20 protein-coding genes are annotated in these 22,588 nt (G+C 68.9%); 5 read left to right on the top strand and 15 right to left on the bottom strand.

All coding sequences use genetic code 11. From position 1 onward, the window contains the following. Position 1: 1 nt before the first annotated feature. From QRN67_RS06095 to QRN67_RS06065, 7 genes are all read right to left on the bottom strand, one after another. Positions 2-1,225 carry a GAF domain-containing sensor histidine kinase gene (locus QRN67_RS06095; protein ID WP_285411080.1) on the bottom strand — a complete coding sequence of 408 codons (1,224 nt, stop codon included), beginning with the start codon at positions 1,223-1,225 and terminating at the stop codon, positions 2-4. 46 nt (positions 1,226-1,271) lie between these two features. Further along, a complete protein-coding gene (locus QRN67_RS06090; RefSeq protein WP_285411079.1) occupies positions 1,272-2,213 on the bottom strand; it encodes an ABC transporter substrate-binding protein in 942 nt (313 codons plus the stop codon). Positions 2,214-2,236: 23 nt separating this feature from the next. After that, positions 2,237-3,088 (bottom strand): PA4780 family RIO1-like protein kinase, encoded by an 852-nt coding sequence (locus QRN67_RS06085; protein ID WP_081269061.1) that lies wholly within the window; start codon positions 3,086-3,088, stop codon positions 2,237-2,239. Beyond that, positions 3,085-4,185 (bottom strand): GNAT family N-acetyltransferase, encoded by a 1,101-nt coding sequence (locus tag QRN67_RS06080; RefSeq protein WP_285411078.1) that lies wholly within the window; start codon positions 4,183-4,185, stop codon positions 3,085-3,087. Before QRN67_RS06080 ends, QRN67_RS06085 begins: the two co-directional genes overlap by 4 nt. 332 nt (positions 4,186-4,517) lie before the next feature. Then, positions 4,518-6,467, bottom strand: a complete 1,950-nt coding sequence (locus QRN67_RS06075; protein WP_285411077.1) for a reverse transcriptase family protein — start codon at positions 6,465-6,467, stop codon at positions 4,518-4,520. 279 nt (positions 6,468-6,746) lie between these two features. After that, positions 6,747-8,453 (bottom strand): SWIM zinc finger family protein, encoded by a 1,707-nt coding sequence (locus QRN67_RS06070; protein WP_285411076.1) that lies wholly within the window; start codon positions 8,451-8,453, stop codon positions 6,747-6,749. Continuing rightward, a complete protein-coding gene (locus QRN67_RS06065; RefSeq protein ID WP_285411075.1) occupies positions 8,450-11,635 on the bottom strand; it encodes a HEAT repeat domain-containing protein in 3,186 nt (1,061 codons plus the stop codon). The genes QRN67_RS06070 and QRN67_RS06065 overlap by 4 nt, the downstream gene beginning before the upstream one ends. Before the next feature lie 138 nt (positions 11,636-11,773). Between QRN67_RS06065 and QRN67_RS06060 the strand changes: the two genes are divergently transcribed. Then, positions 11,774-12,868: an ATP-dependent DNA ligase gene (locus tag QRN67_RS06060; protein ID WP_285411074.1), complete on the top strand. Its 1,095-nt coding sequence runs from the start codon at positions 11,774-11,776 to the stop codon at positions 12,866-12,868. 6 nt (positions 12,869-12,874) lie between these two features. Here the strand turns inward: QRN67_RS06060 and pdxR are convergent, their stop codons facing one another. Beyond that, the gene (gene pdxR, locus QRN67_RS06055; protein ID WP_285411073.1) at positions 12,875-14,311 is read right to left on the bottom strand and encodes a MocR-like pyridoxine biosynthesis transcription factor PdxR; all 1,437 of its coding nucleotides are present in this window, start codon (positions 14,309-14,311) and stop codon (positions 12,875-12,877) included. Between the two features lie 90 nt (positions 14,312-14,401). On the opposite strand from pdxR, the gene QRN67_RS06050 reads away from it, so the two are divergent. Together QRN67_RS06050 and QRN67_RS06045 are read left to right on the top strand one after the other, a co-directional pair. Continuing rightward, positions 14,402-15,145 carry an NAD-dependent epimerase/dehydratase family protein gene (locus tag QRN67_RS06050; RefSeq protein ID WP_285411072.1) on the top strand — a complete coding sequence of 248 codons (744 nt, stop codon included), beginning with the start codon at positions 14,402-14,404 and terminating at the stop codon, positions 15,143-15,145. Continuing rightward, complete coding sequence (locus tag QRN67_RS06045) at positions 15,142-15,675, top strand: cupin domain-containing protein (RefSeq protein ID WP_285411071.1); 534 nt, start codon at positions 15,142-15,144, stop codon at positions 15,673-15,675. The genes QRN67_RS06050 and QRN67_RS06045 overlap by 4 nt, the downstream gene beginning before the upstream one ends. A 7-nt stretch (positions 15,676-15,682) precedes the next feature. On the opposite strand, the gene QRN67_RS06040 is transcribed toward QRN67_RS06045, so the two are convergent. Then, entirely contained in the window at positions 15,683-16,423 is a 741-nt protein-coding gene (locus QRN67_RS06040; RefSeq protein ID WP_350226820.1) for a DUF6882 domain-containing protein, read from the bottom strand. Between the two features lie 30 nt (positions 16,424-16,453). After that, complete coding sequence (locus tag QRN67_RS06035; RefSeq protein WP_285411069.1) at positions 16,454-16,813, bottom strand: DUF2845 domain-containing protein; 360 nt, start codon at positions 16,811-16,813, stop codon at positions 16,454-16,456. A gap of 190 nt (positions 16,814-17,003) precedes the next feature. Here QRN67_RS06035 and QRN67_RS06030 point away from each other — a divergent pair, with 190 nt between their 5' ends. Beyond that, entirely contained in the window at positions 17,004-17,264 is a 261-nt protein-coding gene (locus tag QRN67_RS06030; protein WP_081269051.1) for a hypothetical protein, read from the top strand. Between the two features lie 16 nt (positions 17,265-17,280). Here QRN67_RS06030 and QRN67_RS06025 read toward each other — a convergent pair whose 3' ends face one another. From QRN67_RS06025 to QRN67_RS06015, 3 genes are read right to left on the bottom strand one after another with little or no spacing between them, the layout of a single operon-like run. After that, positions 17,281-18,477, bottom strand: a complete 1,197-nt coding sequence (locus tag QRN67_RS06025; RefSeq protein ID WP_285411068.1) for a PrsW family intramembrane metalloprotease — start codon at positions 18,475-18,477, stop codon at positions 17,281-17,283. Next, positions 18,474-19,037 carry a hypothetical protein gene (locus QRN67_RS06020; protein ID WP_285411067.1) on the bottom strand — a complete coding sequence of 188 codons (564 nt, stop codon included), beginning with the start codon at positions 19,035-19,037 and terminating at the stop codon, positions 18,474-18,476. The genes QRN67_RS06025 and QRN67_RS06020 overlap by 4 nt, the downstream gene beginning before the upstream one ends. A 41-nt stretch (positions 19,038-19,078) precedes the next feature. Then, positions 19,079-19,936 carry a hypothetical protein gene (locus tag QRN67_RS06015; protein WP_285411066.1) on the bottom strand — a complete coding sequence of 286 codons (858 nt, stop codon included), beginning with the start codon at positions 19,934-19,936 and terminating at the stop codon, positions 19,079-19,081. A 152-nt stretch (positions 19,937-20,088) separates the two neighbouring features. On the opposite strand from QRN67_RS06015, the gene QRN67_RS06010 reads away from it, so the two are divergent. Next, a complete protein-coding gene (locus tag QRN67_RS06010; RefSeq protein ID WP_285411065.1) occupies positions 20,089-20,583 on the top strand; it encodes a cupredoxin domain-containing protein in 495 nt (164 codons plus the stop codon). A 31-nt stretch (positions 20,584-20,614) separates the two neighbouring features. On the opposite strand, the gene QRN67_RS06005 is transcribed toward QRN67_RS06010, so the two are convergent. Next, entirely contained in the window at positions 20,615-21,007 is a 393-nt protein-coding gene (locus QRN67_RS06005) for a VOC family protein (protein WP_285411064.1), read from the bottom strand. Between the two features lie 46 nt (positions 21,008-21,053). Then, positions 21,054-22,586 (bottom strand): amidohydrolase family protein, encoded by a 1,533-nt coding sequence (locus QRN67_RS06000; protein ID WP_285411063.1) that lies wholly within the window; start codon positions 22,584-22,586, stop codon positions 21,054-21,056. Positions 22,587-22,588: the final 2 nt, after the last annotated feature.

Raw genomic sequence — 22,588 nt, 5'->3', positions numbered from 1 at the left:
GTCAGGCGACCGGGAGCTTCGCCACGAAACAGGTTCCGTCTTCCGCGCAGGAGGTGACCTCCAGCGTTCCGCCATGGGCCGCGACGATTTCCGCGCAGATGTACAGGCCCAGCCCCAGGCCGCCGCCGGGCTTGCTGTTCTCGGGGCGCCAGTAGGGCTGGAAGATCCTCGTGATGTCGCCAGGCGGAATGGGCTCGCCGCCGTTGGCCACCGAAAGCTCCAGCTGGCCGTTGCGCACCTCGGCGCGCACCACGATCGGCTGGTTGGGCGAGCCGTGCGCGACCGCATTGCCCAGCAGGTTGGACAGCACCTGCTGGATGCGCCCCGGGTCGCAGCGCACGGTGCCGCTGATGGAGATCTCGTCGCGGATGTCGAGCGCCGGATGGGCGACGCGCACTTCGTCGATCACGTCCTTGAGCCCCGAGGCCAGCGAAGCGGCTTCGCGGATCTCCAGGCCCATGCCCGAGCCCAGCCGCACGCGCGCGAAGTCGAGCACGTCGTCGATCAGCGCCGACATGCGGCGCGTGCTGGCCTTCAGCCGGGTGCCCAGCTTCACGAGGTCGGGCTCGGCCTGCCGTCGGAGCAGCAGCTCGGCCGCCGCGCCCACCGACGACAGCGGGTTGCGCAGGTCGTGTCCCAGCACGGCGATGAACTGCTCGCGCAGCTCGGCCGTGGCCTGGGCCGATTGCAGGGCGGTTTCGGTGCGTTCCTGGCGGTCTTCGGTTTCGAGCTGGCGCGCGATCAGGTCGGCGAAGGCGGTGAACATGGCCACCACGCGCGGCTCTGACACCTGGGCCGGACGCGGGTCGATGGCGCAGAGGTTGCCGAAGTAGTCGCCGTTGGTGTGGATGATGGGCACCGAGATGTAGCTCTCGATGTTGTACAGGCGCGGCGTGTGATGGTCGAAGTAGACGGGGTCGGTGCTGGCCTTGTCGATCACCACCGGCTGGCGCGCCGCGCGCGACTCGCTGCACAGCGTGGTCCGCACCTCCAGTTGGCCGCCGGGCTTGAGGCCGAACTGGATGTTGTCTTCCACCGCGCAGGCGGTCCAGGTGCCGTCCGTCACGCGGGCCACGGCCGCGAAGCCCATGCCGGTGTGCTGGCAGATGACCTTGAGCAGCGATGGCACCGCGCTGATGCGGCCGATGGCGGCCACGTCCCGCGCGATGGCCTCGTCGGTATCGACGGCTGCTACAGGCGCGGAAGAGGCGGGCGATGTGGTCAAGATGCCGGAATGGTACGTCAGGGCCGCCGCCGAGGGGCGCGGTCGGTCAAGGCTTGGGCTCGCCCAGCGAGGCGAGGCAGCCCACGATGGCGTCGGCGGCCTCGTCCAGCCGTGGGCCGGGGCGCATCATCAGGTCGAAGCGGGCCGAGGCGAAGCTGCAGACCCGCCCGCGCTTTATCGCCGACATGGCCGACCAGCCGGGCCGCCCGGCCATGGCCGAGATTTCGCCCAGTGCCGACACCATCAGCACGTCGGGGTCGGCGCGCACCACGAATTCGGGGCTCATCTTGGGAAAGGGGCCGAGCGTGCCGGGCACCGCGTTGCCCAGCCCGAGGCGGGCGAGGGTTTCCCCGATGAAGGAGCTTTCGCTGGCCGCCGCCATGCCGCCATGCACTTCGAAATACACCCGCCGGCCCTGCCAACCCGCCGGCACGCGGGCCCGGGCGGCGTCCAGCCCGGCATCGAGCTTGCGCCAGTAGGCCTCGCCGGCGCCGGGGCGGCCAGTGGCGCGAGCCACGGTCTCCATCACGCGGCGCAGGTCGGCATGGGTCTTGGCGTCGAGCGCCAGCACCTTGATGCCCAGGCGCTCCAGCGGCTCTGCGGCACGGCTGCGCGGGCGCAGCAGCACCAGGTCGGGCTTGAGCGCGACGATGCGCTCGATGTTGGCGTCGTCGATGCCGCCCACCTGCGGCAGGCCCTTCACCGAAGCCGGCCAGTTGGCATGGCGGTCGATGCCGACAAGCCGGTCGCACGCGTCCAGCGCGCAGACGGTTTCGGTCAGCGAGGGCATCAGCGACACGATGCGCCGCGCCGGCGCCTGCAGCTCCAGCGTGGTGCCCCGGTCGTCCTGCAGCCGGATGGCCGTGCCGGCGGCCTGCGCGGCCGGGCCGAAGCCCAGCGCCACGAAAGCCGCGGCCTTGGCGACCCGGCGGACGGTGGAGGACAGGAACTGGCGCGGGACGGGAGTCGGCAGGGCGGAAGAGGTCATCGGGCAGGCGGGCGTTGGCCCGCCTATTGTCGCGGCGTGCGCAGGCGCAGCAGCCGCGCGGCCTCTTCCTCGCGCGCGTCGTCCACCTCGCGCAGCACGTTGCGCAGGTCGACCGGGCCGGTCTCGGGCACGAAGCTGCCGGTCAGCTCGGTCTCGGGGCGCAGCTGGCCGCGTTCGTAGAGGTGCCAGATCTCTTCGCCGAAGCGCGTCTTCAGCAGCGCGGGCGCGAACTGGCCAAAGAAGTTGCGCAGGTTCTCCACGTCGCGCAGCAGCATGCGCCGGGCGTGGTTGTTGCCCGCGGCATCGACGGCCTGCGGCAGGTCGATGACGACCGGGCCGTCTTCGGCCAGCAGCACGTTGAACTCCGAAAGGTCGCCGTGCACGATGCCTGCGCACAGCATGCGCATCACCTCGCGCAGCAGGCTGGCGTGGTGGCGCAGCGCGTCTTCGGGCGAGAAGGCCACGTCGTTCAGGCGCGGGGCGGCGTCGCCGTTGGCGTCGGTCACCAGGTCCATCAGCAGCACGCCCTCCAGGAAGTTGTGCGGCGTCGGCACGCGCACGCCGGCGGCGGCCAGCCGGTAGAGCGCATCGACCTCGGCGCTCTGCCAGATGGCCTCGGTCACCTGGCGGCCGAAGCGCGTGCCCTTGGCCATGGCCCGCGCCTCGCGGCTGTTCTTGACGCGGCGGTTCTCGGTGTAGTCCACGGCCTGGCGGAAGCTGCGCTTGTCGGCCTCCTTGTAGACCTTGGCACAGCGTGTCTCGTCGCCGCAGCGCACGACGTAGACCATGGCTTCCTTGCCGCTCATCAGCTGGCGCACCACGGTGTCGATCAGGCCTTCGTCGATCAGGGCCTGCAGTCTCTGGGGTGCTTTCATCGAGATGCCTCCTCGGGCGTGGTGGAACGGGTGGCGAGAAAGTCCCGCAGGCTTTGGGTGCCGACCTGGTAGAGCCCGTCGTGCCGGTACGGCGCGAAGCCCAGGCGGTGGTTGATGGCGAGCATGGGCGCGTTGACCTCGGCGTTGCTGGTGATGGCGAGCGTGACCTCGGGATGGCGCTCGCGCACGAGTTGCAGCATGGCGGCCTTCACGCCCTTGGCGAGACCCTTGCCGCGCCATTTGCGCGACACGGCCGTGAGGCGCTGGCTCATGCGGTCGGGGTAGCGCGCGTTCCAGCTGGCCTCGCACATCGCGGCCAGTTCGTCGCCGTCGAGCAGCAGCACCAGGAAGTGCTCGCCGCCGCGGCGGTCCATTTCCGCGTACCAGGGTGCGAAGTCTTCGAGGTCGTAGCGAAAGGGCGGACGCTGCAGGCCGGAGGTGGGTGCGTCGTCGAACAAGCTGGACATCGGGCCCACCAGCGCCGCCAGCCGCTCGTGCGGCACGCGGCCGGCATGCACCTCGGCGCGAAGGCCGTGTGCAGGCGCGAAGCCTTCGGTGCGCCAACGCGCGAGCTCCTGCCAGTCGAGGCCGTCGAAGCGCATGCGGTTCTCGACGCTGCGGTGTTTTTCGCTCGCGCCGATGGCCCTCAGGAAGGCGTGGCCCCCGGGCATGTGCGCCTTGATGGTCGCGATCGATTTGCCGTGCTGCTCCATCTGCGCCAGCAGCGTGCGCAGCAAGGCGCTCGCCACGCCGCGCCGGCGGTGCGGCAGCAGCACGCCGCCCCAGGCGTCGATGAAAGGCGCAAAGGGCTCGCTGCCCGGAGTGCCCGGGCGGCGGAAGCTGGTGCTCAGGCTGCCGATGAATTCGCCGTGCTCGCCCACGGCCAGCACGCGATGAAAGGCATACAGCGGGGCGGTTTTCAGCACTTCGCGCCGGCGGTCGGCGTCGGGCTGCACGGGCTCTCCGGGATGGTCTTCCGCGGAGCGCAGGCGCCAGTAGGCGAGAAAGCGATCCCAGTCGGCTTCGCTCGCGCGCTGGGGATCGAACACGGTAGTGGTCACGGTATGCCGCGAATGCGCGGCACGGGGTTCAAGCATGGGTTTGCCTTGATTCGAAAAGGAACGAGGCGCGGCCGGCACATGCGTGCTGGCGGCGGCGTTTGAATCGGGGCGGTTTGTTGTCGCTGCGGCAAAAAGGCCGCGGGTACCAGACTGGCCGCGCCCGTCAGGGGCACGTGCTGCGCGGGTGAAGCGTCAGCAGTCGGTCAGAGGGCTGGAGGAGGCACGACAAACCGCACGATGCGGGGGGGCGTGAACAGCGGTGTCTTCCATCGCGCACCTCCTTCTGTGGCTGTTTGTCGGAGCGACGACTGTAGCTGGCTTGCCTTGCGCTGTGAAGCGGCGTGTGGTTTTGGCGCTCGCTCGCTCGCTCACTTGCGCATGCTGTGCACGAGCGTAGCCACCGCGGAAGACACGAAGACCGCCGCCAGGAACCCGCCCCATCCGCTTTTTCGTCGCAGGAAGTTGCTGATGAACACGCCGCCGGTGAGCAGCCAGATCAGCGGGCTGGAGCCGGCCAGGAAGGTCGTGACCACATAGAGCGCCTGGAACATCATGCTGACGATCCAGCCGATGTGGGACAGGGCGCCGGGCGCGGGGGCGGCCGCGGGAGTGGAAGGCGCGGATGGCGCCTGCGTCTGCGCCGGGCGCGCCGCGGCCTGTGGCGCGGCTGCTCCAGCGGCAGCCTGTGCCCGGGCCGCATCGCGCTGTGCCTTCTTCTCTTCGGCGATCTGCTCCGCTGTCTTCTCCAGCACGGGCGCCGCTGCCTGCGCGGGTTGCCACCATGCGGGCCACGGCGCCTGTCCCGCAGCCGACTGCTTGCGGAACTGGCCCGCGGGCAGGCTGCGTTGCGACGGCGTCTGCGGCACGGCCGGCGCGGTCGCCTTGCCGCCGCCTTGCTTCGCGGCCAGTGCGCGAACGCGTCCCACGTAGGGCGCACCGCGCGCCGCGTCGGTCATCGCGATGAAGTTCGCGTAGCCGCGCAGCGCGCCGATCACGTCGCCGTTGCCGTTCCACTGCAAGCCCTGCGGGCCATGCCGTTCGGCTTGGTGCAGCACTGCGCGAAAACGGCGCATCGTGTCGCGGTCGAGTGATAGCTTGTCGTTGACCACGATGCCCGTCACATGCTGCTGCCGGTGCCTGCGCATGACCTGCTGCTTGTCGGGGTGCACCGTGAGGCCTTCGCTGGCCACGATCTGCTTCACGCGCCACAGCAGCTTGGCCGTGTCGCGGCTGTGCGCGGCGTCGGCCGAGAAGCTCAGGTCGTCGGCGTAGCGCGTGTAGCGAAAGCCGAGCCTGGCCGCGCTGGCTGCCAGCCGTGCGTCGAGCCGGCGGCACAGCAGGTTGGTCAGCATGGGGCTGGTCGGCGCGCCTTGCGGCAGCACGCGCTCGCCGCGCGCAACGAAGTAGCGGCGGCCGTCGAGCTGCACTTCGTCGGTAGGTGCCTCGGTGCACACCAGCGCGAGCAGGCTCGCCACCTGCTGCGAATAGCCCAGCTGGCGGAACACGCCGCGCACGCGGCGCATGCCGATGGACGGAAAGAAGTCCTTCAGGTCGAGGTTGATCACCACGTCCTGCCCCACGTGCGGCGCGGCATTGGTGAGGATCGAGCGGCCCGGCAGGAAGCCGTGCACCGCGTCGTGCACCGGCATCTTCGCGAGGATGTTGTCGAGCACCCAGTACTGCGCGCGCTTCATGCGCGGCATGGGCGCGGAAATATGGCGCTCGCCGCCGCTCTTCTTGGCAATGGTGAAACGCTGGTAGTGGCTCACGCTGGCCACGTCGCGGTGCCAGGCCAGGAAGCGCAGTTCGCCCAGGCCGATGCCCATCGCCTGCGCGAGGTCGCCCGCGTGGTGCAAGGCGGGCAGGGCGTTGCGCGCCAGCACCTCGGCGTCGCTGCGTGCCTCGCCCAGGCCGCCGGACACGCCTTCGCCCACGTAGAGCAGTTCGCGCTGGCGCCGCTCGTGCCATGCCAGCGCGCGCGCATGGCGGCCCTGGGCGAGGCGCTGGCGGGTTTCCTCGCGGCGTTCGCGGGCCTTGGCCATGCGCTCCTTGCGCATCGTCTTCAGGGCCTTGTCGCGGTCCTCGATGCCGCGCAGCTCCTCGCCGAGCTTGCTCAGTGCGGCCTGCAGCTCGCTTTCGCGGCGGATCAGCCGGGCCTCTACCGTGGGCTGCGCCGCGTCCTGCGGCCAGAAGCCCAGGCGCTGCATTTCCTCGAGGACCACCTCCTGCTTCGAACCCTTGCGGATGCGCTCGTAGAGCTGCTCGCGCGTGAGTGCCGAGTCTGGAATGGAAGATGCGGGGGGAGACTGCATGGTCATGGCGCTGCGCCACCGGCCGATGCACTGCTGAAGATAAAAAATTGCGAACGAAGCGGGAATCTCGTCGAAGAGCCTCGGGACTGGAGGGCTCCACTCGACGCCGTACACGCATGGTGACGCCGATGAGCTTCGAGGAAGCCGTACTGTTGTCGCGTCACCATGCGTGTACGGCACAGTGAAGAGACGTCCAGTGACGCTTGGGAAGTGCTGTGTGCGAGGGTGGCGATACGCCAACCGGATTGCAAGAGCCTTCCCGCTCCGTTCGCAAAAAGCAGTGTATCAGCCGATGCGTGCGGTCCTTTCCTGATCTGTCGTCGTTGTCGTTGCGTTCTGGACCGCGGCCGTGGCCGGCGAGGCCGACAGGCGCAGCGCGAGCATGTGCTCGCACGGTCCCTTGGTCATGCGGTGGCGCACGAAATGGCTGCACTGGCAGTCGCCCGAGGCCACGCGCTGGTCGGTGTCGAGCTGCAGGCTCACCAGGTATTCGCGCTGGCCGGTCGCGCCCTTGCATTTGCCGCTCAGCGCGAGGCCGCCGTCGGGCCGCGCCTGCGTCTTCACGTTGGCGATGCGGCGTGCGCGCACCAGTTCGGCAGCGGCTTCTTCCTCGGGGCTGGCGTAGCGCAGCTTGTCCATGGGCAGCGGCTCGCGGCTGAGTTCGCGCAGGCGCCAGACGCCGTGCGCCAGGTCGTACACCACGCGGCCGGCCTGCACGTAGCCGCCGAGCGCCGCATCGACCGTGAGCGTCGACAGCCCGGTGGCTGCCGCCAGCTCGGCGGTGGTGGCGCGCCAGCGTTCGCCCAATGCTGCGAACACGCGAAGCTGGCTGTCCTGGTCGACCGTTTGGCGCGGTTGCAGCAGTTCGAAGTGGCCGTTGCGCGACCAGTCGTTGGCGGTCCAGCCCGAGAGGCCGAGCGTGAATTCCATGTCGGGCAGCTGCGCCACCCAGAAGCTGGGCATGCCGGTGCCCAGCAGGTGCACCGTGAAGCCTTGCGCCACAGGCACCAGGCGTTCGAGCTGCAGCAGCCGGCGCCGGCCCCAGACGCGGATGTCGATGTCCGAGGTGGCGCTGTGCGTGGAACGCGGGCACACCAGCTCGTGCCCCCAGGGCTCGAACAGGATGCGCACCGGCTGGCCCGGCCGCAGGATGAAGCGCAGCGAGCGCGGCCCCACGCGCTCCTTGCGCCGGCGCAGCACGAGGCAGATGTTGTGCACGTCCATCGGATGCAGCTGCAGCCGCTGCGCCGGCAGCAGCATCGCGCTGCTTACCTGCAGGAAGCCGCGCACCCAGCTGTCGGGCACGTCGATCTTCGGCTCGTGGAAGGCCGGGTCGTTGTCGCTCTGAACCTGGAAGCCGCCGGGGTCGATGGCCAGCCGCGTGGTCTTGTAGTCGCGGATCTTCTGGAACTCGTCGTACAGAGACTCGGAGTAGTCCACGTTGGTGGTGCCGAAGGCGTGGTCGCTCACCCGGTCGAAGATGTCGTGGCTGCACGAGAACATGCCGTAGCTCGACTCGTCCTGGCTGAAGCACTCGAAGAACACGCGGTCGGGGTGCACCGTGATGACCGGGTCGAGCACGAACCACGCCTCGCGGTTGACCTTGTAGATGTGGTCGAAATAGCTCTTCTGCGCGCGCAGGAAGGGCTGCAGCACGGCCGACTTGCGCTTGCGCAGCTCGGCCAGTTCGTCGCGAAGAGGCGCCATCTGCGTCTTCAGCTCGTCGCTGCGCGCCATGAACTGCGCGAGCAATTCGCCTTCCTGCCCGGCCAGCCATTCGAGATATGCGCTCTTGTCGCGCGGCTGGAAGCGCAGGTCGCCCACCACCACGTCGTGCAGGGCCGACATGCCTTCGCGGAACGGCAGGTGGCGGTTGATGTCGGCCACGAAGTGCACCGGCGCGCGCAGCGTGTCGGGCGCGAACTGCAGCGCGGTGCTGTCGGCCGTGTGCTGCGCGCCGGAGTGGCCGAAGTAGCGGTATTGGAATCTCATGCGGCGCTTCCTCCGCCCGGGGCGGCGGGCAGCGCGCGGCGCGGCGCGACGCTGCGTACCGGGGCGGTCTGCAAGGGGTTGTCGAGTTCGGGGAACTGCGCCTGGATGCCGCGCAGCCCCGCCACGTACTGTGCGCGCTCGGTGATGGCGCCGGTGACGGCCTGCCGCGCGAACACGCGCGCCACGATGCGCGCGATGTCTTCCGAATGCGCCGCCTGCGCCGCGAGGAACTGCATGACGCGCGCCTTGGCCAGCCGGCCGCGGTTGGCCTGCGACAGCACGCTCAGGAAGTAGGGCTCCAGCCGCGCGAGCACGTCGGGCTTCTGTCCGGCGGCCGAAGCCAGCCAGTTGGTCACGAACAGCTGCATGCCGGGCGAGGGGTGCTGGCTCAGCTGCAGCATGTAGGTGGTGACGTCGGTCACGTCGAAATGCGTGGTGAGCAACTCGCGGCCCAGCCGCTGCGCGCCGGCGTCCTTGTGGTCGCACAGGCGCACCAGCAGCGCGGGCGTCCATTGGGGCGCGTTGTCCTGGGCGCGGAACCACTGGCGGGCCCAGTCGCGGGCGTCGTCCCAGCGGCTGTCGAAGATGCGCAGCGCGTCGCCGAGATTCGCGAGCGTTCGTTCCGCCTGTGCGGCGAGCTGGTCCATGGCCCAGCGGCGCGCGGCGGCGGTATCGACGAGGCCGAGGCTCGCGGTCTGCAGCACGTCGAAGCCCTGCGGATCTTGCTGCGGCAGCAGCCATGCGCCGAGCTGTTGCGCGCCCTTGCTGCGTGCTTCGAGCAGGCGCAGCGTGACGGCGGGCTCGCCCCTGCGCGTGTGCTCGGCGAGCGGGCCGCGCAGCCATTGCAGCAGGGCATCGAACACGCCCTCGGCGGCTTCGGCGCGGAACAGCTCGTTGCGCAGCATCGGCATCAGCGCCGCGCCGAACGCCGGATGCTCCGGCAGCAACTGCGCGAGCTTTGGCGCCACGGCCGCGCGAACGGGCGCCATCGGGCTGGCGCAGAAGGCCGCGAATAGCTCGGGCTGACCGAGCAGCGTGTCGTCGGGCAGGGCGGTGAAAAGGCGCACGCCGGCGCCGCGCAGGCGCGCATCGTCGGACTGCAGCAGCCGTGTGAGCACGGCCACCGGCAGGCCTTGCACCGAGGCCGGGTGCAGCAGCAGCCACTCGGCCGCTGTCGCCACGACCTCGGCTGCGGGGTGATCGAAAAGCGCAAGCAGTTCCGGCAGCGGCGCCTTGGCCGCCGCCGCGCGCAGCAGGCCCTGCAACGCCCATTGCAGGTTCTCGCAGATGGCGGGCAGCTCGGGCGTATCGGCATCGCTGCCCGCGAGCCAGGCCAGCAGTTCGACGCACAGCGCATCGAGCGTCGAGAGGTTCGACGCCGCCGCCTGCAACAGCAGCCGCGAGGCACGTCGCACTTCGGCATCGGCCGAGGTGAGCAGCATCAGCAGCAGATCGACCTGCTGGCTGTACAGGCCCGGATCGCGTGCGATGCATTCGAGCGCGTAGGCGCGCGCCTCGGCGAGCGGAGAGCGCAGCAGCGCTGGAATCCATGGCATGGGCGCCGTGCCCGCCGCGATGCGCTGGCGCGCGATGGCGAGCGCGAAGCGCGCGGTGTCGTCCCAGTTGCTGGCGAGCAAGCTCCACACGGTGGGCGCGTCCAGCGCCTCGCAGAAGGGCTTGTTGTCTTGCAAGGCGCGGGCGGCAAAGGCGTGCACCGCGGCGCAGCGGCCTTGCTGCATCAGCTGCAGCAGGGCTTGCGGATGGCGGTCCCAGCGCTCCGGCCAGGCTTCGGTACGGTCGATGCGCTGCGTGGGCAGCGGGCTGTGGCGGCGCCAGCGCAGTCCGCCGCGCTGGGCTTCCCATTCGGCGTCGTGGCGGTGCAGCAGCTGCATCAGCACCAGCCAATTGCTATAGGGGCCGGTGTGCCAGCGGCCGGGTTCCTCGCTCCAGCGCGGGTCGCGTTGCTGGCCGGCGGTGCCGGCGTCGGCATCGTCGGCGGCGAGCAGCACGCCCATGGCCAGCTGCAGCCAGCTTGCCTCATCGGCCGTGCCGGCCAAAGCCAGACGGCGCAGGCTGCGCCAGGTGCGGCGGCGCAGATAGTCGCGCGTGCGGTGACTGTAGGCCAGGCGGCTGTCGGGCCGCACGATTTCCTTTGCGATCTCTACATAGCGGCCGTTCGCCATCGCCCAGCGTCCGCCGGAGCGGAATGCCGCGCGCTGCGTTTCGAGCCGCTGGTGCAGCACGCCGAGCAGTGCGTAGTCGCCCGCAAATTCGGCACCCTTGTAGAGCCGCCGCCATGCGCGGAAGCTGCCGGCTGCGAGCTGCAGCGTCTGGGCGATCTCGCGCAGCGCCGCGTGCACCAGGCTGTCGGCGGCGGGGCCTTCGAGCAGCGACAGGTCGAACAGCTGCTCGACCCACGCGGCAAATTTCATTCCGTTCCACAGCGCGCTGTCGGCCAGGTGATCGCGCAGGCGGGGCATGGCTTGTTCAAGCGGCAGCTCCAGCAGCTCGGCCCAGGCGCGGCGCAGCGCGGCCGGCCAGTCGTCGGCGATGCGCGCCATTTCGCTGGCGCGTTGGTCCTGCGGCCACAGGCTCAATGCGGCCCAGCGTGCCGCGCGCGTGACCACGGGCGTGCGGCCGCGCCGGGACAGCTCGCGCATGGCCTCGAACGCACCGCCGTCGCCGCAGCGGCCGATGGCCCAGGCGATGCAGTAGTCGAGCATCGGCTCGCCGGTCTCGATGAGGTCTATGAGGCGCGGCACCGAGGCGGCCAGCCGGCGTTCGCCGATGCGCCACACCACGCGGCTCTGGCGCACCGGCGGCAGCAGTCGCCATGTGTCGGGGTGGAGGCTGGCGAGCAGCACGGCGTCGCCGCGGTGTGCAAGCGCAACGGGGGCAGGCGATGCTGACGGGGCGCTGGCAAGCGGGGTGCCTTCTATGGTGTAGCCCTGCGCGATCTGCGCCGCCACGGCCTGCTCGAATGCGGCGGTGGCGGCATCCAGCGGCAGCGGCGAGGGGGTGTGGACGGTTTCCTTCCACTGCTGGCCGTCGCGGCTGGTGCTCACGTGCACCACGTGGCCCGGGGCTTCCGGCAAGGCGAACAGTTCCACCGTGCTGAAGCCGCTCGCGCCCAGCGCGCCCGGCTTCATGCGGATCAATTTCTCTGAGCGAATGCGCTTCACGCGGAGGCCTCCCTGCCTTCGGGTTGGATGCTTGTGCTTCTTGTTCCGCCGAGCATCTTAGCGGCCAGGGGCGCCGGTTGGCCGTGTGTAGCATCGTGCTCGGCAGGCATCTTTTCGAACAGGCAGGCAATGAGCGCGATGGCGAATACGGAACACTTACAACAATCGAGTTTTCTCTACTTCACGGGCCAGGGCTCGGACAAGGTCTACCAGGTGCACCTGCGCCAGAAGGACGACGGCTGGGTCGTCGACTACGGCAACGGCCGGCGCGGCGGCACGCTCGCCACGGGCACCAAGACCAGCAGCCCGCTCGCCTACGAGGCCGCGCTGAAGATCTACGAGAAGGTCGTGAAGGAGAAGACCTCCAAGGGCTACACGCCCGACCAGTCCGGCGCGCTCTACACCTCGACCGAGCTCGCCGGCCGCGTGAGCGGCGAGCTGCCGCAACTGCCCACGCTGATTGCCGAGGAACAGCTGGCGCGCTACCTCGACGACCCCGGCTGGGGCCTGCAGGAAAAGGCGGACGGCGAGAACCGCATCCTGCTGATCGAAGGCGGCACGGTGCGCGGCACCAACCGGCGCGGGCTGTTCGTCGACATACCGCAGGCATGGGTCGGCGCCGCTGACGCGCACGCCGGTCGAACGGTGATCGCGGGCGAGCACGTCGGCGACGCTTTCCTGGCCTTCGACCTGCTGGAGATGGCGGGACAGGACCTGCGCGGCGCGCCATTCATCGAGCGCTTCGGCCATCTGCGGAAGGCCGCGGCGACGGTGCCGTGGATCACGGTGCTCGCGCTCGAACTGAGCGCCGAGGGCAAGCGCCGGCGTGCCGCCGAACTGCTGGCCGCGCACAGTGAAGGCTATGTGCTGAAGGCGCTCGACGCGCCGTTCGCGGCGGGCCGCAGCAGCGCCAGCCTGAAGTTCAAGTTCAACCAGAGCGCGACCTGCGAGGTGCTTCGCGTCAATGCGCAGCGCTCGGTGGCCGTGGGCTTGCGCGACGAAGCCGGCGCGATGGTCGACCTCGGCAATGTGACCGTGCCGCCCGGCGAGGCGCTGCCGGCCGTGGGTACGCTGGTCGAGGTGCGCTACCTGTACCGCTATGCCGGCGGCAAGTTCGAACAGCCCGTCTACAAGGGCCGGCGGCCCGACATGACACCGGCCGATGCGGTGCTGTCGCAGGTCACGCGCATCAAGGACCGCAGCGCGGCGCTCGAGGAAGACGGCGAAGCCTGACGCGCTTCAGCCGAACGCGGCACGAAGCAGGGCCGCGAGCCGGTTCGCCTCGGCGGCGCTCGCGATGTTGGTGAAGCCCATCAGCAGCCCTTCGTCGCCGGACGCCGCGACATGCCGGCCCGACAACGGCTGGCAGTTCAGCCCCGCCTGTTGCGAACGGCGGGCCAGTTCCGCATCGCGATGGCCGAGGCCGTCGAAGCGTGCGATCAGGTGCATGCCGCCGCTCTTCAAGTCGATGCGCACCGCGTCGCCAAAAGCTCTCAGCAAGGCCGAAGCGAGGATGCTCCGGCGGCGCGCGTACAGCAGCCGCATCTTCTTCAGGTGGCGCGAGAAATGGCCCTCGCGCATGAAGTCGGCCACGATGGCTTGCGTGAGCTGAGGGCTGCCGTTCGAGCCGATGCGCGCAGCCTCCTCGAAGCGCGCGCGCAGCGACTCGGGCACCACCAGGTAGCCGAGTGCCAGGCCCGGATACAGCACCTTCGAGAAGCTGCCCGCATACAGCACGCGGTCGTTGCCGTCCAGGCTCTTGAGCGCCGGCAGCGGCGGACCGGCATAGCGGTATTCGCCGTCGTAGTCGTCCTCGACGATCCAGGCATTGGCCGTGGAGGCCCATTCGAGCAGCTGCAGCCGCCGTGCCAGCGACATCGACACGCCAAGCGGTGCCTGGTGCGAGGGCGTGACGACGGCCATGCGCGCCTTCGGCGCCTTGCGCAGCCCGCGCGAGACCACCAGTCCCTCTTCGTCGACCGGCACCGGCACCGCGCGCTGTCCGGTGCGGCGCAGCACTTCATGTGTCGGCGGAAAGCCCGGGTCTTCGATCCACACGCGGTCGTCCTTCTTGAGCAGCACGTTCGCAACCAGCGCGAGCGAGGCGCGGTAGCCCGGGGTCACCAGCACCTGCGAGGGATGGCAGGCCATGCCGCGCGACACCTGCAGGTAGGCCGTGATGGCCTCGCGCAACGGCGCGAAGCCCGCGGGCGCGCCGTAGAACATGTCGGCCGCGCCCATGCCCCGCATGCGCCGCGCCGCCAGGCGCGACCACAGCTTGCGCGGGAAGGCATCGAACGACGGGATGCCGAGTTGCAGCAATGGTGGTTCGCCCGGCTGCATGAGTCCGCCGATGGCGACGGGGGCCTCCACGCGCCGGGGTTCGCGCCGCGCCGCATGCTGCACCGGCAGCGACGGCGAGACCACCGTGCCCGCCTGCCCGCGCGACGACAGATAGCCTTCGCCCGTCAACTGGCTGAAGGCCGCCTCGACGGTGCCGCGCGCCACGCCCAGTTCGCTGGCCAGGTTGCGCGCCGATGCCACGCGGTCGCCGGGGCGCAGCGTGCCTTGCTCGATGGCGTTTCGGTAGCGCTCGTAGATCTGCCGGAACAGGGGCGTGGCCCTGGCGCGGTCGAGCGTCGGTGTTTTCCTGGATGGTTTCTTGCCGCTTGCCATGGCCCAGTCGTTTTTTCGATTCTTGGTTCTTTCGGGTGAGGCATCGTAGGCCTAAGCTCGTTCCATGAACAGCTTGAAGGAATCGATGCGATGAGCGAGAAAGTATTTTTGGCGGGCGCGACCGGGGCCGTGGGCACCGCGCTGATTCCGCTGTTGAAGGACGCAGGCTATGTCGTGTACGGCAGCACGCGGCGCGCCGACCGGGCAGCCGGGCTGGAGGCACTGGGCGTGCTGCCGGTGGTCGTCGATGTATTCGACGCGACGGCATTGAGGGCAGCGCTCGCGCGCATCGCGCCGTGGGGCGTGATCCACCAGCTCACCGACTTGCCGAAGGACCTCGATCCGAAGCGGATGGCCGAGGCCGCCGTGCTCAACGCGCGGGTGCGCACCGAGGGCACGCGCAACCTCGTGGCCGCTGCGGCGGCAGCCGGCGCGAAGAGGCTGGTGGCGCAGAGCATCGCGTGGGCCTATGTGCCCGGTGCCAAGCCTTTCACCGAAGACATGCCGCTCGACCTGGACGCGGAGGGTGCGCGCCGCGTCAGCGTCGACGGCGTCGTCGCGCTGGAGCAGGCGGTACTGGGCGCGCCAGGGATGACGTCCACGGTGCTGCGCTACGGCCAGCTCTATGGTCCGGGCACCTCGACCGCCGAGCCCAAGGGCGCGAGCCCGCTGCATGTGGAGGCCGCCGCCGTTGCGGCGCTGCTGGCGTTGCAGCGCTCGGAAGGCGGCGTCTTCAACATCGCCGAGGATGGCGATGAAGTCGGCAGCGAGAAGGCGAAGCGGGCGCTCGGGTGGCGCGCGGATGCCCGGCTGCCGCTGGGGGCGATGCGGTGAATGCGAAGGCGCCTTTGCTGTCGTGGCACCGCACGTGCCTCGGCTTCTGCGCGCTGGCCGTCGTCGCCGCGGCCTGGGCGCTGCTGCCGCATGCGGGCAGGCAGTCGGCAGTGCGGCTCATCGATGACATCTGCAGCACGGTGAGCCGGCCGATGTTCGCGTCGGCACCATCGGTGGAAGGCCCGGGCGCCGCCGCGCGGCCGGCCACTTCGGTGAAGGTGATCTCGTGCGAGCCGCTGCCGCATGTGCCAGGGAAGTCCGTCACCACCGCCATCGTCGACTTTCCGCCGATGGCCTATTCGCCGGCCCATCGCCACCCGGGTTCTGTGACCGCGATCATTCTCGAGGGCACGGTGCGCTCGCAGCTTGCCGGCACGCCGCCCGGCAACTACCGCACCGCCGAGACCTTCTTCGAGCCGCCCGGCACGCTGCACCTGTTTGCGGAGAACCCCGACCCGGTGAAACACGCGAAGCTGGTGTCGGTGTTCGTGGCCGATGAGAACTGCGGGCCGCTGGTGCTGCCGCCCTGACGGGGGCCTATCGTTTCCAGAACTGCCAGCGCGGCGCTTTCGGTTCGGGCGGCGGTTCTGCCGCCGGCGTTGCGCCTTGGGGCAGCAGCGTGCAGGCAACGTTCGAGATGCGGCCGGATTCTTCGAAGCTGATTTCGATGTGCCCCTCGCCCGCGCGCTCCGCCCGGATGGCCGCCGCGGTGCTCGATGTGGCCTCCAGGCCCTGCTGCCGCAGGAAGCTCGTCGCCATCCGCCTGTGGTCCACGTCGAACTGCGAGATCACCTCCATCAGCACCGTGACCGCGCGTGGCAGCGTCACAGGTGCCAGTACCTCGCGCGGAACGTCGTCGAGCAGCACGATGAGGGCGCCGCCGTCGTAGGGCGCGCGGTAGTAGCAGCGCCCGCCTTCGAGGCCGCCGCACGTCATGGCGATCATGTGGTCGGTGAGGGCATCGTCCAGTTGCAGCGACGCGGAGGTGAAAGCCTCGATCGACTCCGCTTCTCCGCGCTGCCGGATGCGCAGGGCCGCCTCGGTGTGCTGTTCGGGGATGTTGCTCTGCGCGTTGGCCCAGACCCACAGCCACGTGCCGGGGCCGAAGGCGTGCGTGCCGATCAGTTGCGCGGGGTATCGCAGGTCATCGCCGAAACTCAGCACGCCCTTTTGCACGTCGATGCCCCAGGACCTCTCTCCGATGACATCGCCCAGTGCCATCTGTCTGGCCAGGGCGGAGGCTGCTTGGTCCGAAAAATGATCCTGGAATGTACTCACGTCAGATCCTGTGTTCGTTGATGAAAGCGCTCAGCGCACCCGCTCCCCGTCGCGCACCGATTCCACCGCTCCGTTGTAGAAGCGCACGATGCCCAGGAAGTTGCCCTGGCCGCGGTGGTAGACCCAGTCTTCCATCGGCACGCATTGCTGCGTGATCACCTGTTGCGCCGGGCCGCCGGGGTAGGGCGAAAGCACCCAGGCGACTTGCGGGCGCGGCACGCAGACGAATTCCTTGGACATCGGCTCGCCGCATTTCTGCACGACCGAATACTTGGAGTCGCCCACGCCCGAGAGCATGCCGCCGCAGCTCAGCGATTGGGCGGACGCGCCTGCGCCGTGCAGCAGGGCGGCAATACCGAAGAGGACGGCGCTCGCGGTGGTGGTGCGCATGGGCGGCAAAGAGAGGCAAAAGGAGGCTGTTCCGGCTCGGACTTTATCCGCTGCTTGAAGTTCTGGGCCTTGCGGTGGTGCCGGAAATGTCCGATGTCGGCCCTGCCGGATGCGGGGTGGTGGCTGACACGCGGTTCCGCCAAGCGATGCGAGCATCGATGCTCGACTATCGAACCTGGAGGAACACCCGATGACCAGAAAAATCCTGATTGCGCTTGCAGCATCGCTCACGATGCTCGCCGCCGGCACTGCCAGTGCCCAGATCGGCAAGGCCGCCTCCGACGCGACCGACGCCGCCAAGCACAAGATCGACGAGAAGCGCGCGGACAGCGATGCCAAGAAAAGCGGCCCGGTCGGCAAGGCCGTGAACAACGTCAAGTCGGGCTATCACAAGAACCGCTCGAAGAGCTCGGCCGAGAAGGCAAAGAAGGCATTGAAGGACGCAGGCTGAGCCTAGGCCAGGCGGATCAGGTCTGCCGCGGCTGGATCAAAGGATCGAGTTCCGCGCGCAGTTGCCTGATGGCGATTTCATGGCGCAGCGTCTGCGGCCCTCGGCCGTAGGTGCCCGCCTTGCGGATCAGGCGCAGTTGCTCGCGCTGCAGCCGGGTCTTCAGCCGCCTCGCGCGCCAGCCGTAGGTCCAGCCCATCTCGCGGCGGACCTTGTAGCGCTGCATGGGCGCGCCCAGCCGTACCCATTCGTCGTCGCGGATCAGGTCGCGCTCGGGCACGAAGACGGCTGCCAGCGCATGCAGGTACGTGCCGTTCTCTTTCACGGCCACGCGCCATATCAGGCCCGCCGCGACCAGCGCGGGAATCCCCTTGACGAACAGCAGCACGGCCATTTCGCCGTAGCCGTTGTCGAACAGGTCTTCGAGGAACGGCGAATTCCAGATGAAGTGCATGGCCCACGCGAGCGCGAAGCTCGACAGTGCCGCAGCTACCCGCACAGCCATCGGCCGCTCGGGATGCAGCAGGAACCAGGCGATGCCGAATGACGCGATGGTGGTGTAGGCCGCATGGCTCCACAGTCCGCTCATGAGCCCGCGCGTGAGCAGGTTGAGGAACACCGGATAGACCTGGTTCTCCAGCGGAAAGTGCATGGAGGCATTGACGGTGTAGCTCAGGTTCTCGATCACCTGGAAGCCCAGCCCAGCCAGCGCGCCGACGATGAGCACCGAGAGATACGTCTGGAACTGGTTGCGCGCGACCAGCACCAGCAGGATGACGCCCGCGATCTTCAGGAACTCTTCCGTGATCGGCCCCGCGATGGCCGGCCCCCACACCGCCACGAACTCCGGCGATATGAGCTTGGCGCACAGGCTCTGGATCGCGATGTTGGCCGGCGCCGCGAAATACACCGCGCCCATGCCGCCCCAGGCGAAGGCCAGAATGAACGCCTCCGGCGGATGCTGCTCGAGCAGGTCGAGCGTGCGGAAGGCGGCCAGGAAGATCAGCGTGTAGAGCCCCCACACCAGCAGCCCCAGGAAGGCCGTGACCGGGACCACGCGGAATCCGAGCGAGAACATGTTCACCGTGTAGAAGAGGCCGTTGACGATCAGCGCCGTGAGCACCCAGAACGCCGCGCGCTGGGGCTGGAAGAAAGAGTCGGTACCGACCGGCCACGAGGCCTGGTCCTTGTCGAGGACGGGAGCGTCGATGTTCATTCCTGCGGCGCCTCGATGTCCATGGAGTCCAGCATGCCGCGCGCTTCGGCCAGCGCGTCGTCCAGCCCGTCGTTGGGTCCGTAGAAGTCGATCTGCACGAGCGACTTGCGCCGCATGTCGACCACCTGCCAGAAGCGACCGGCCAGCTTGGAGCCGTAGTACGCGAAAGTCTTGCCCTGCAGGCCCCATGACGTCACGAAGTCGGACACGTCGCCGTCGATGGTCAGGCCCTGGCCGCGCTCCATGAGCCGCTGCTGCCGCACCAGCGGACCGTCGGGGCCGCCCGCCCAGGGCTGCGTCGTCACCCGAAACTTATGGCCGCCCTTGAGCAGCATCAGCGAGCGGCCGGCCTTGGAGCGCGCCACGTCCATCTTCCACCCCTCGGCCGGCACGAACCGCGCCTGGCCCGCATCGATGGTTTCGCCGGCAGCCAGCGGGCGTGCGCCGGGCGTGTGGCGGTCCCAGAAAGTCAGCCCGCCGACGTAGGCGGCAATGGCGAGCAGAACCGCGAGCGCGCCTGGCCAGGTGCGGTAGGGGATTCGGCGGGAGGGCTCGTGCATGGGTTGATCGTGCCATATGGACGACCTTCATCGCGCACGAGTCACGCCCGAGGTCCACGCGACTTTGCGACGCCGAAGCCCACGATCACGGCCGCGCAAACAAAGGCCAGCAGCGCCAGCCACACCGACCTGGTGAACCCGTAAGTACCCAGCGCCACGCCCGCCGCGACAAAGATGCCGAGCCATTCGAGCACGGCGTCGAGCCAGCTCCTGGGCCTGGACGCTGGCCGTGCGGCCTGTGGCGCGACTGGCTCCCGCCTCGGCTTCTTCCTGTCAGCCTGCGGAAACAGGCCTTTCAGTTCCTCCGTGGGCCAGGACACCGCATCGGTCGAGCCCGCGCCCGACAACAGCCATACCGGGTTCGCGCCGTATGCCAACAGGTCTTTCGCCAGTTGCTTCATCTCGCCACTCGCGGCATCGGGCGTGTCGATGGCCGCCAGATCGGCGCGCAGCCATTTCTCGGCTTCGGCGGCGTCGGGCAGTCCGCTGGTCCGCAGCAGCAGATGGTCCGCGAAATCATGCGCGATCAGTTCCGCAAAGCCGTCGTAAATGGGCCGGTAACGCTCGCCGACTGCCGTCAGGATGGCCTCGCGCCGGCTCGCCAATCGCGCCAATGCAGTTCGCTTGTCGGTCACGAGATAGGGGTACGTGGCCTCCGCGCCGAAATGTTCCAGGCATTCCGCGCGGTCCGCGGCGGCGGCTTCATCGTCGATGTCGTATCCGTCGATGAACCGCGCATGCCGGATGTCGTCCGCGTCGAAGAGCGCGCGCCAGAACAGCGGGAAGAACGCATTGGCTTCCAGTTCGCCGCCGTGACCGAAGAAGCCGCGCCATTCGTTGCGGCTGCCCTCGGGCATGCGAGGCAGGGCGGAACTGGACAGGAAGACGGGATGCGACATGGATTCCTTCCGGCGCGGCGGCACGAGGCTGCGTAGATTACTTTCTTGTCACCGGCCTGTCAGGCTATCTGTGGATGGGCTTCCTACAGTGCGGCGTGGGCGGACATTTCGTTCATCCGTTCACGGCAAGGCAACGCAAGAGAAGGAAAGCCATGGTTCGCATCAGACTCCACATTCCCGCCGTCGCGGCGCTGCTCGCATTGGCGGCCACCGGCGCCGCCGCATCGGGCACGCATGCAGGCGGCCACGACGCCGCCGCCGACAGCGCCATCGGCAAGCCCGGCGTCGCCGGGAAATCGGTTCGCACGATCCATGTCGACATGACCGACAACATGCGCTTCACCCCGTCCGACATCCGCGTGAAGCAGGGAGAGACGGTGCGCCTGGTGGTCAGGAACGTGGGTGTCCTGAAGCACGAACTGGTGCTGGGAACCGGCAAGGACCTGCGCGCGCACTACGAGGCGATGATGAAGAACCCCGAGATGGAGCACGCCGATCCGAACATGGTGACGCTGGCGCCGGGCAAGACCGGCGAGGTGCTCTGGCAGTTCACGCAGGCGGGCAAGGTCGATTTCGGCTGCCTGCAGCCGGGGCACTACGACGCCGGCATGAAGGGCGCGGTGAGCGTGGCGAAGGCCGGCCGCTGACCTTCTGCGTGCCAGCCCGTTCGATCGCCACTCAGCCGCCGATGGGCGAGCACAGCTCGACCAGCGTGCCGTCGGGGCAGCGCACATAGGAGACCACCTGTCCCCATGGCTTGGAGACGGGCGCGGACAGTTCGGATGCCCCTGCCGCAATGGCTCGTGCATGCGCTCCCGCGACATCGTCGGTGACGAAGCCCAGCTCCACGCCCAGCGGCTTGGCCGAGGCCGATGCAGCAACATGCCCTTGCGGGAAATTCGACTCCGCAAGCTCGTGCGCGGCAAAGGCGAGGGTGGTCTCGCCGGTCGCGAGTTCGCCGTAGGTGTTCGATTCGTGGAGAAACTTGCGCGTGAAGCCGAAGGCCTGTTCGAAGAACTGAAGCGATTGGGCGACGTCGGGAACGTAGACGATGGTGTAGCCGAATTTCATGGGTGTCGGATGCGTGAATGCGCGGTCGAGTGAAACAGCCGGCACTCTATCTGGAGTCGATTGGCGGTGTGAGCCGCGAAAGGCCGGGAAGCTCGACCGCCTGGCATCGCCGTATCACCTCGGCGAAATAGGGCTCGAACACGCGGTTGGCAGCCTCCCACTTGCCGTGTTCCTGCAGGTAGGCGGGCAGCAGTTCGTCCAGTTCGGCCCACACCGCCGATTCGTCGACTGTGAGCAGCCGGCCGTCCTGCGAGACGATCCGCCCGGCCACCATCACGAGTTCGACCGAGCTGCCGTTCTCGCAATAGACCAGCTGTTTTGCGATGTCGTTGCGCGGCCGGAAGTTGTCGTTGTCCAGGTCCAGCATGACGAGGTCTGCAGCCTTGCCGACTTCGAGCGAACCTGTCACTTCGTCAAGCAGCGCGGTTCGCGCGCCGTCGATGGTGGCCATCTTCAGCACCTCGGCGGCGCGCGGCCATTCGGCGGCGTCGGCGCCCGGGCCGTTGTGCATCAGCGCGGCAAAACGCATCAGGTCGAAGACGCGCGCGCTGTCGTTCGACGAAAGGCCGTCGGTGCCCAGCCCGATGCGCACGCCTGCATCCACCAGCTTGCGGATGGGCGACAGCCCCGAGCCCAGCTTGAGGTTGCTCAGCGGGTTGTGCACCACGGTGCAGCCGGCCTCGCCCATGCGCGCAATGTCGGAATGGGTGAGCCAGATGGCGTGCGCCAGGGTGGCGTGGCGGTCGAGGATGCCGATGTCGTGCATGTGCGCCAGCAGCGTCTTGCCGTAGAACATCTGGCCTGCCACGGCCTGCACCTTCGTCTCCAGCAGGTGGGTGTGCAGCGGCACGCCGTGCTGCACCGCCAGCGCGTGGCAGGCCTGCAGCATGTCGACGGTGCAGCGCTGCGGCGCCGAGGGCGTGATGGCAAAGCGCAGGCGGCCATCGGCCTGCCCGTGGAACAGCCGGAACGCCTCCTGGCAATACGCCGTGTAGTCGGCGGCCGTGGCCGGTGCGCCGAACTTCAGCTGCGCGCTCAGGTGCTCGGGAAACAGCTCGTGGCCGAAGGGCGTGGAGTCGAGCACCGGCGTATTGAGCACCGCGCTCGACACATTGACCCGGATGCCCGCGTCCCGGTATGCGCGAAAGACGATGCCGAGCCGGTCGATGCTGTGCGCCATCGGGTCGAAGAAGTCGTCGCAGAGGGTGGTCACGCCGCTTTTCAGCGACTGCATGGCGAGCAGCAGCGTGCGCAGGTACAGCAGGCGGTCTCCGATGGGGCTGCCGCTGAGGTACGTGTAGGCGTACAGCAGCCAGGTCTCCAGCGGCATGCCTTCGTAGCGGCCCTTGAAGAAGGTCTCGCTCGAATGCGTGTGTGCGTTGACGAGGCCGGGCATCAGCAGCTTGCCGCGCGCTTCGACGAGTGTGCAGGCCTGCGGCACGGGCAGGTCGGGGCCGATGGCTTCGATCCTGCCGTCCCGCAGCAGCAGGTCGGCATGCACGGGCTGCGTGCCCTGCGGCCCGGCCAGGGTCAGTACCTCGGCGCCGCGGATCAGGGTGAGGGCTGGCGTGGTCGTCATGT

Origin of the sequence: Variovorax sp. efr-133-TYG-130 (genome assembly GCF_030208835.1) — a bacterium.
Classification (GTDB): Bacteria; Pseudomonadota; Gammaproteobacteria; order Burkholderiales; family Burkholderiaceae_C; genus Variovorax.
This window is presented reverse-complemented; position numbering and strand designations above follow the sequence as displayed.

What these genes read in the sequence shown, in the direction of transcription:
- QRN67_RS06090 (WP_285411079.1), bottom strand. Translation starts at nt 2,213, where the DNA reads ATGACCTCTTCCGCCCTGCCGACTCCCGTCCCGCGCCAGTTCCTGTCC.
- QRN67_RS06085 (WP_081269061.1), bottom strand. Translation starts at nt 3,088, where the DNA reads ATGAAAGCACCCCAGAGACTGCAGGCCCTGATCGACGAAGGCCTGATC.
- QRN67_RS06080 (WP_285411078.1), bottom strand. Translation starts at nt 4,185, where the DNA reads ATGCTTGAACCCCGTGCCGCGCATTCGCGGCATACCGTGACCACTACC.
- QRN67_RS06075 (WP_285411077.1), bottom strand. Translation starts at nt 6,467, where the DNA reads ATGACCATGCAGTCTCCCCCCGCATCTTCCATTCCAGACTCGGCACTC.
- QRN67_RS06070 (WP_285411076.1), bottom strand. Translation starts at nt 8,453, where the DNA reads ATGAGATTCCAATACCGCTACTTCGGCCACTCCGGCGCGCAGCACACG.
- QRN67_RS06060 (WP_285411074.1), top strand. Translation starts at nt 11,774, where the DNA reads ATGGCGAATACGGAACACTTACAACAATCGAGTTTTCTCTACTTCACG.
- pdxR (WP_285411073.1), bottom strand. Translation starts at nt 14,311, where the DNA reads ATGGCAAGCGGCAAGAAACCATCCAGGAAAACACCGACGCTCGACCGC.
- QRN67_RS06050 (WP_285411072.1), top strand. Translation starts at nt 14,402, where the DNA reads ATGAGCGAGAAAGTATTTTTGGCGGGCGCGACCGGGGCCGTGGGCACC.
- QRN67_RS06035 (WP_285411069.1), bottom strand. Translation starts at nt 16,813, where the DNA reads ATGCGCACCACCACCGCGAGCGCCGTCCTCTTCGGTATTGCCGCCCTG.
- QRN67_RS06030 (WP_081269051.1), top strand. Translation starts at nt 17,004, where the DNA reads ATGACCAGAAAAATCCTGATTGCGCTTGCAGCATCGCTCACGATGCTC.
- QRN67_RS06025 (WP_285411068.1), bottom strand. Translation starts at nt 18,477, where the DNA reads ATGAACATCGACGCTCCCGTCCTCGACAAGGACCAGGCCTCGTGGCCG.
- QRN67_RS06020 (WP_285411067.1), bottom strand. Translation starts at nt 19,037, where the DNA reads ATGCACGAGCCCTCCCGCCGAATCCCCTACCGCACCTGGCCAGGCGCG.
- QRN67_RS06015 (WP_285411066.1), bottom strand. Translation starts at nt 19,936, where the DNA reads ATGTCGCATCCCGTCTTCCTGTCCAGTTCCGCCCTGCCTCGCATGCCC.
- QRN67_RS06010 (WP_285411065.1), top strand. Translation starts at nt 20,089, where the DNA reads ATGGTTCGCATCAGACTCCACATTCCCGCCGTCGCGGCGCTGCTCGCA.
- QRN67_RS06005 (WP_285411064.1), bottom strand. Translation starts at nt 21,007, where the DNA reads ATGAAATTCGGCTACACCATCGTCTACGTTCCCGACGTCGCCCAATCG.
- QRN67_RS06000 (WP_285411063.1), bottom strand. Translation starts at nt 22,586, where the DNA reads ATGACGACCACGCCAGCCCTCACCCTGATCCGCGGCGCCGAGGTACTG.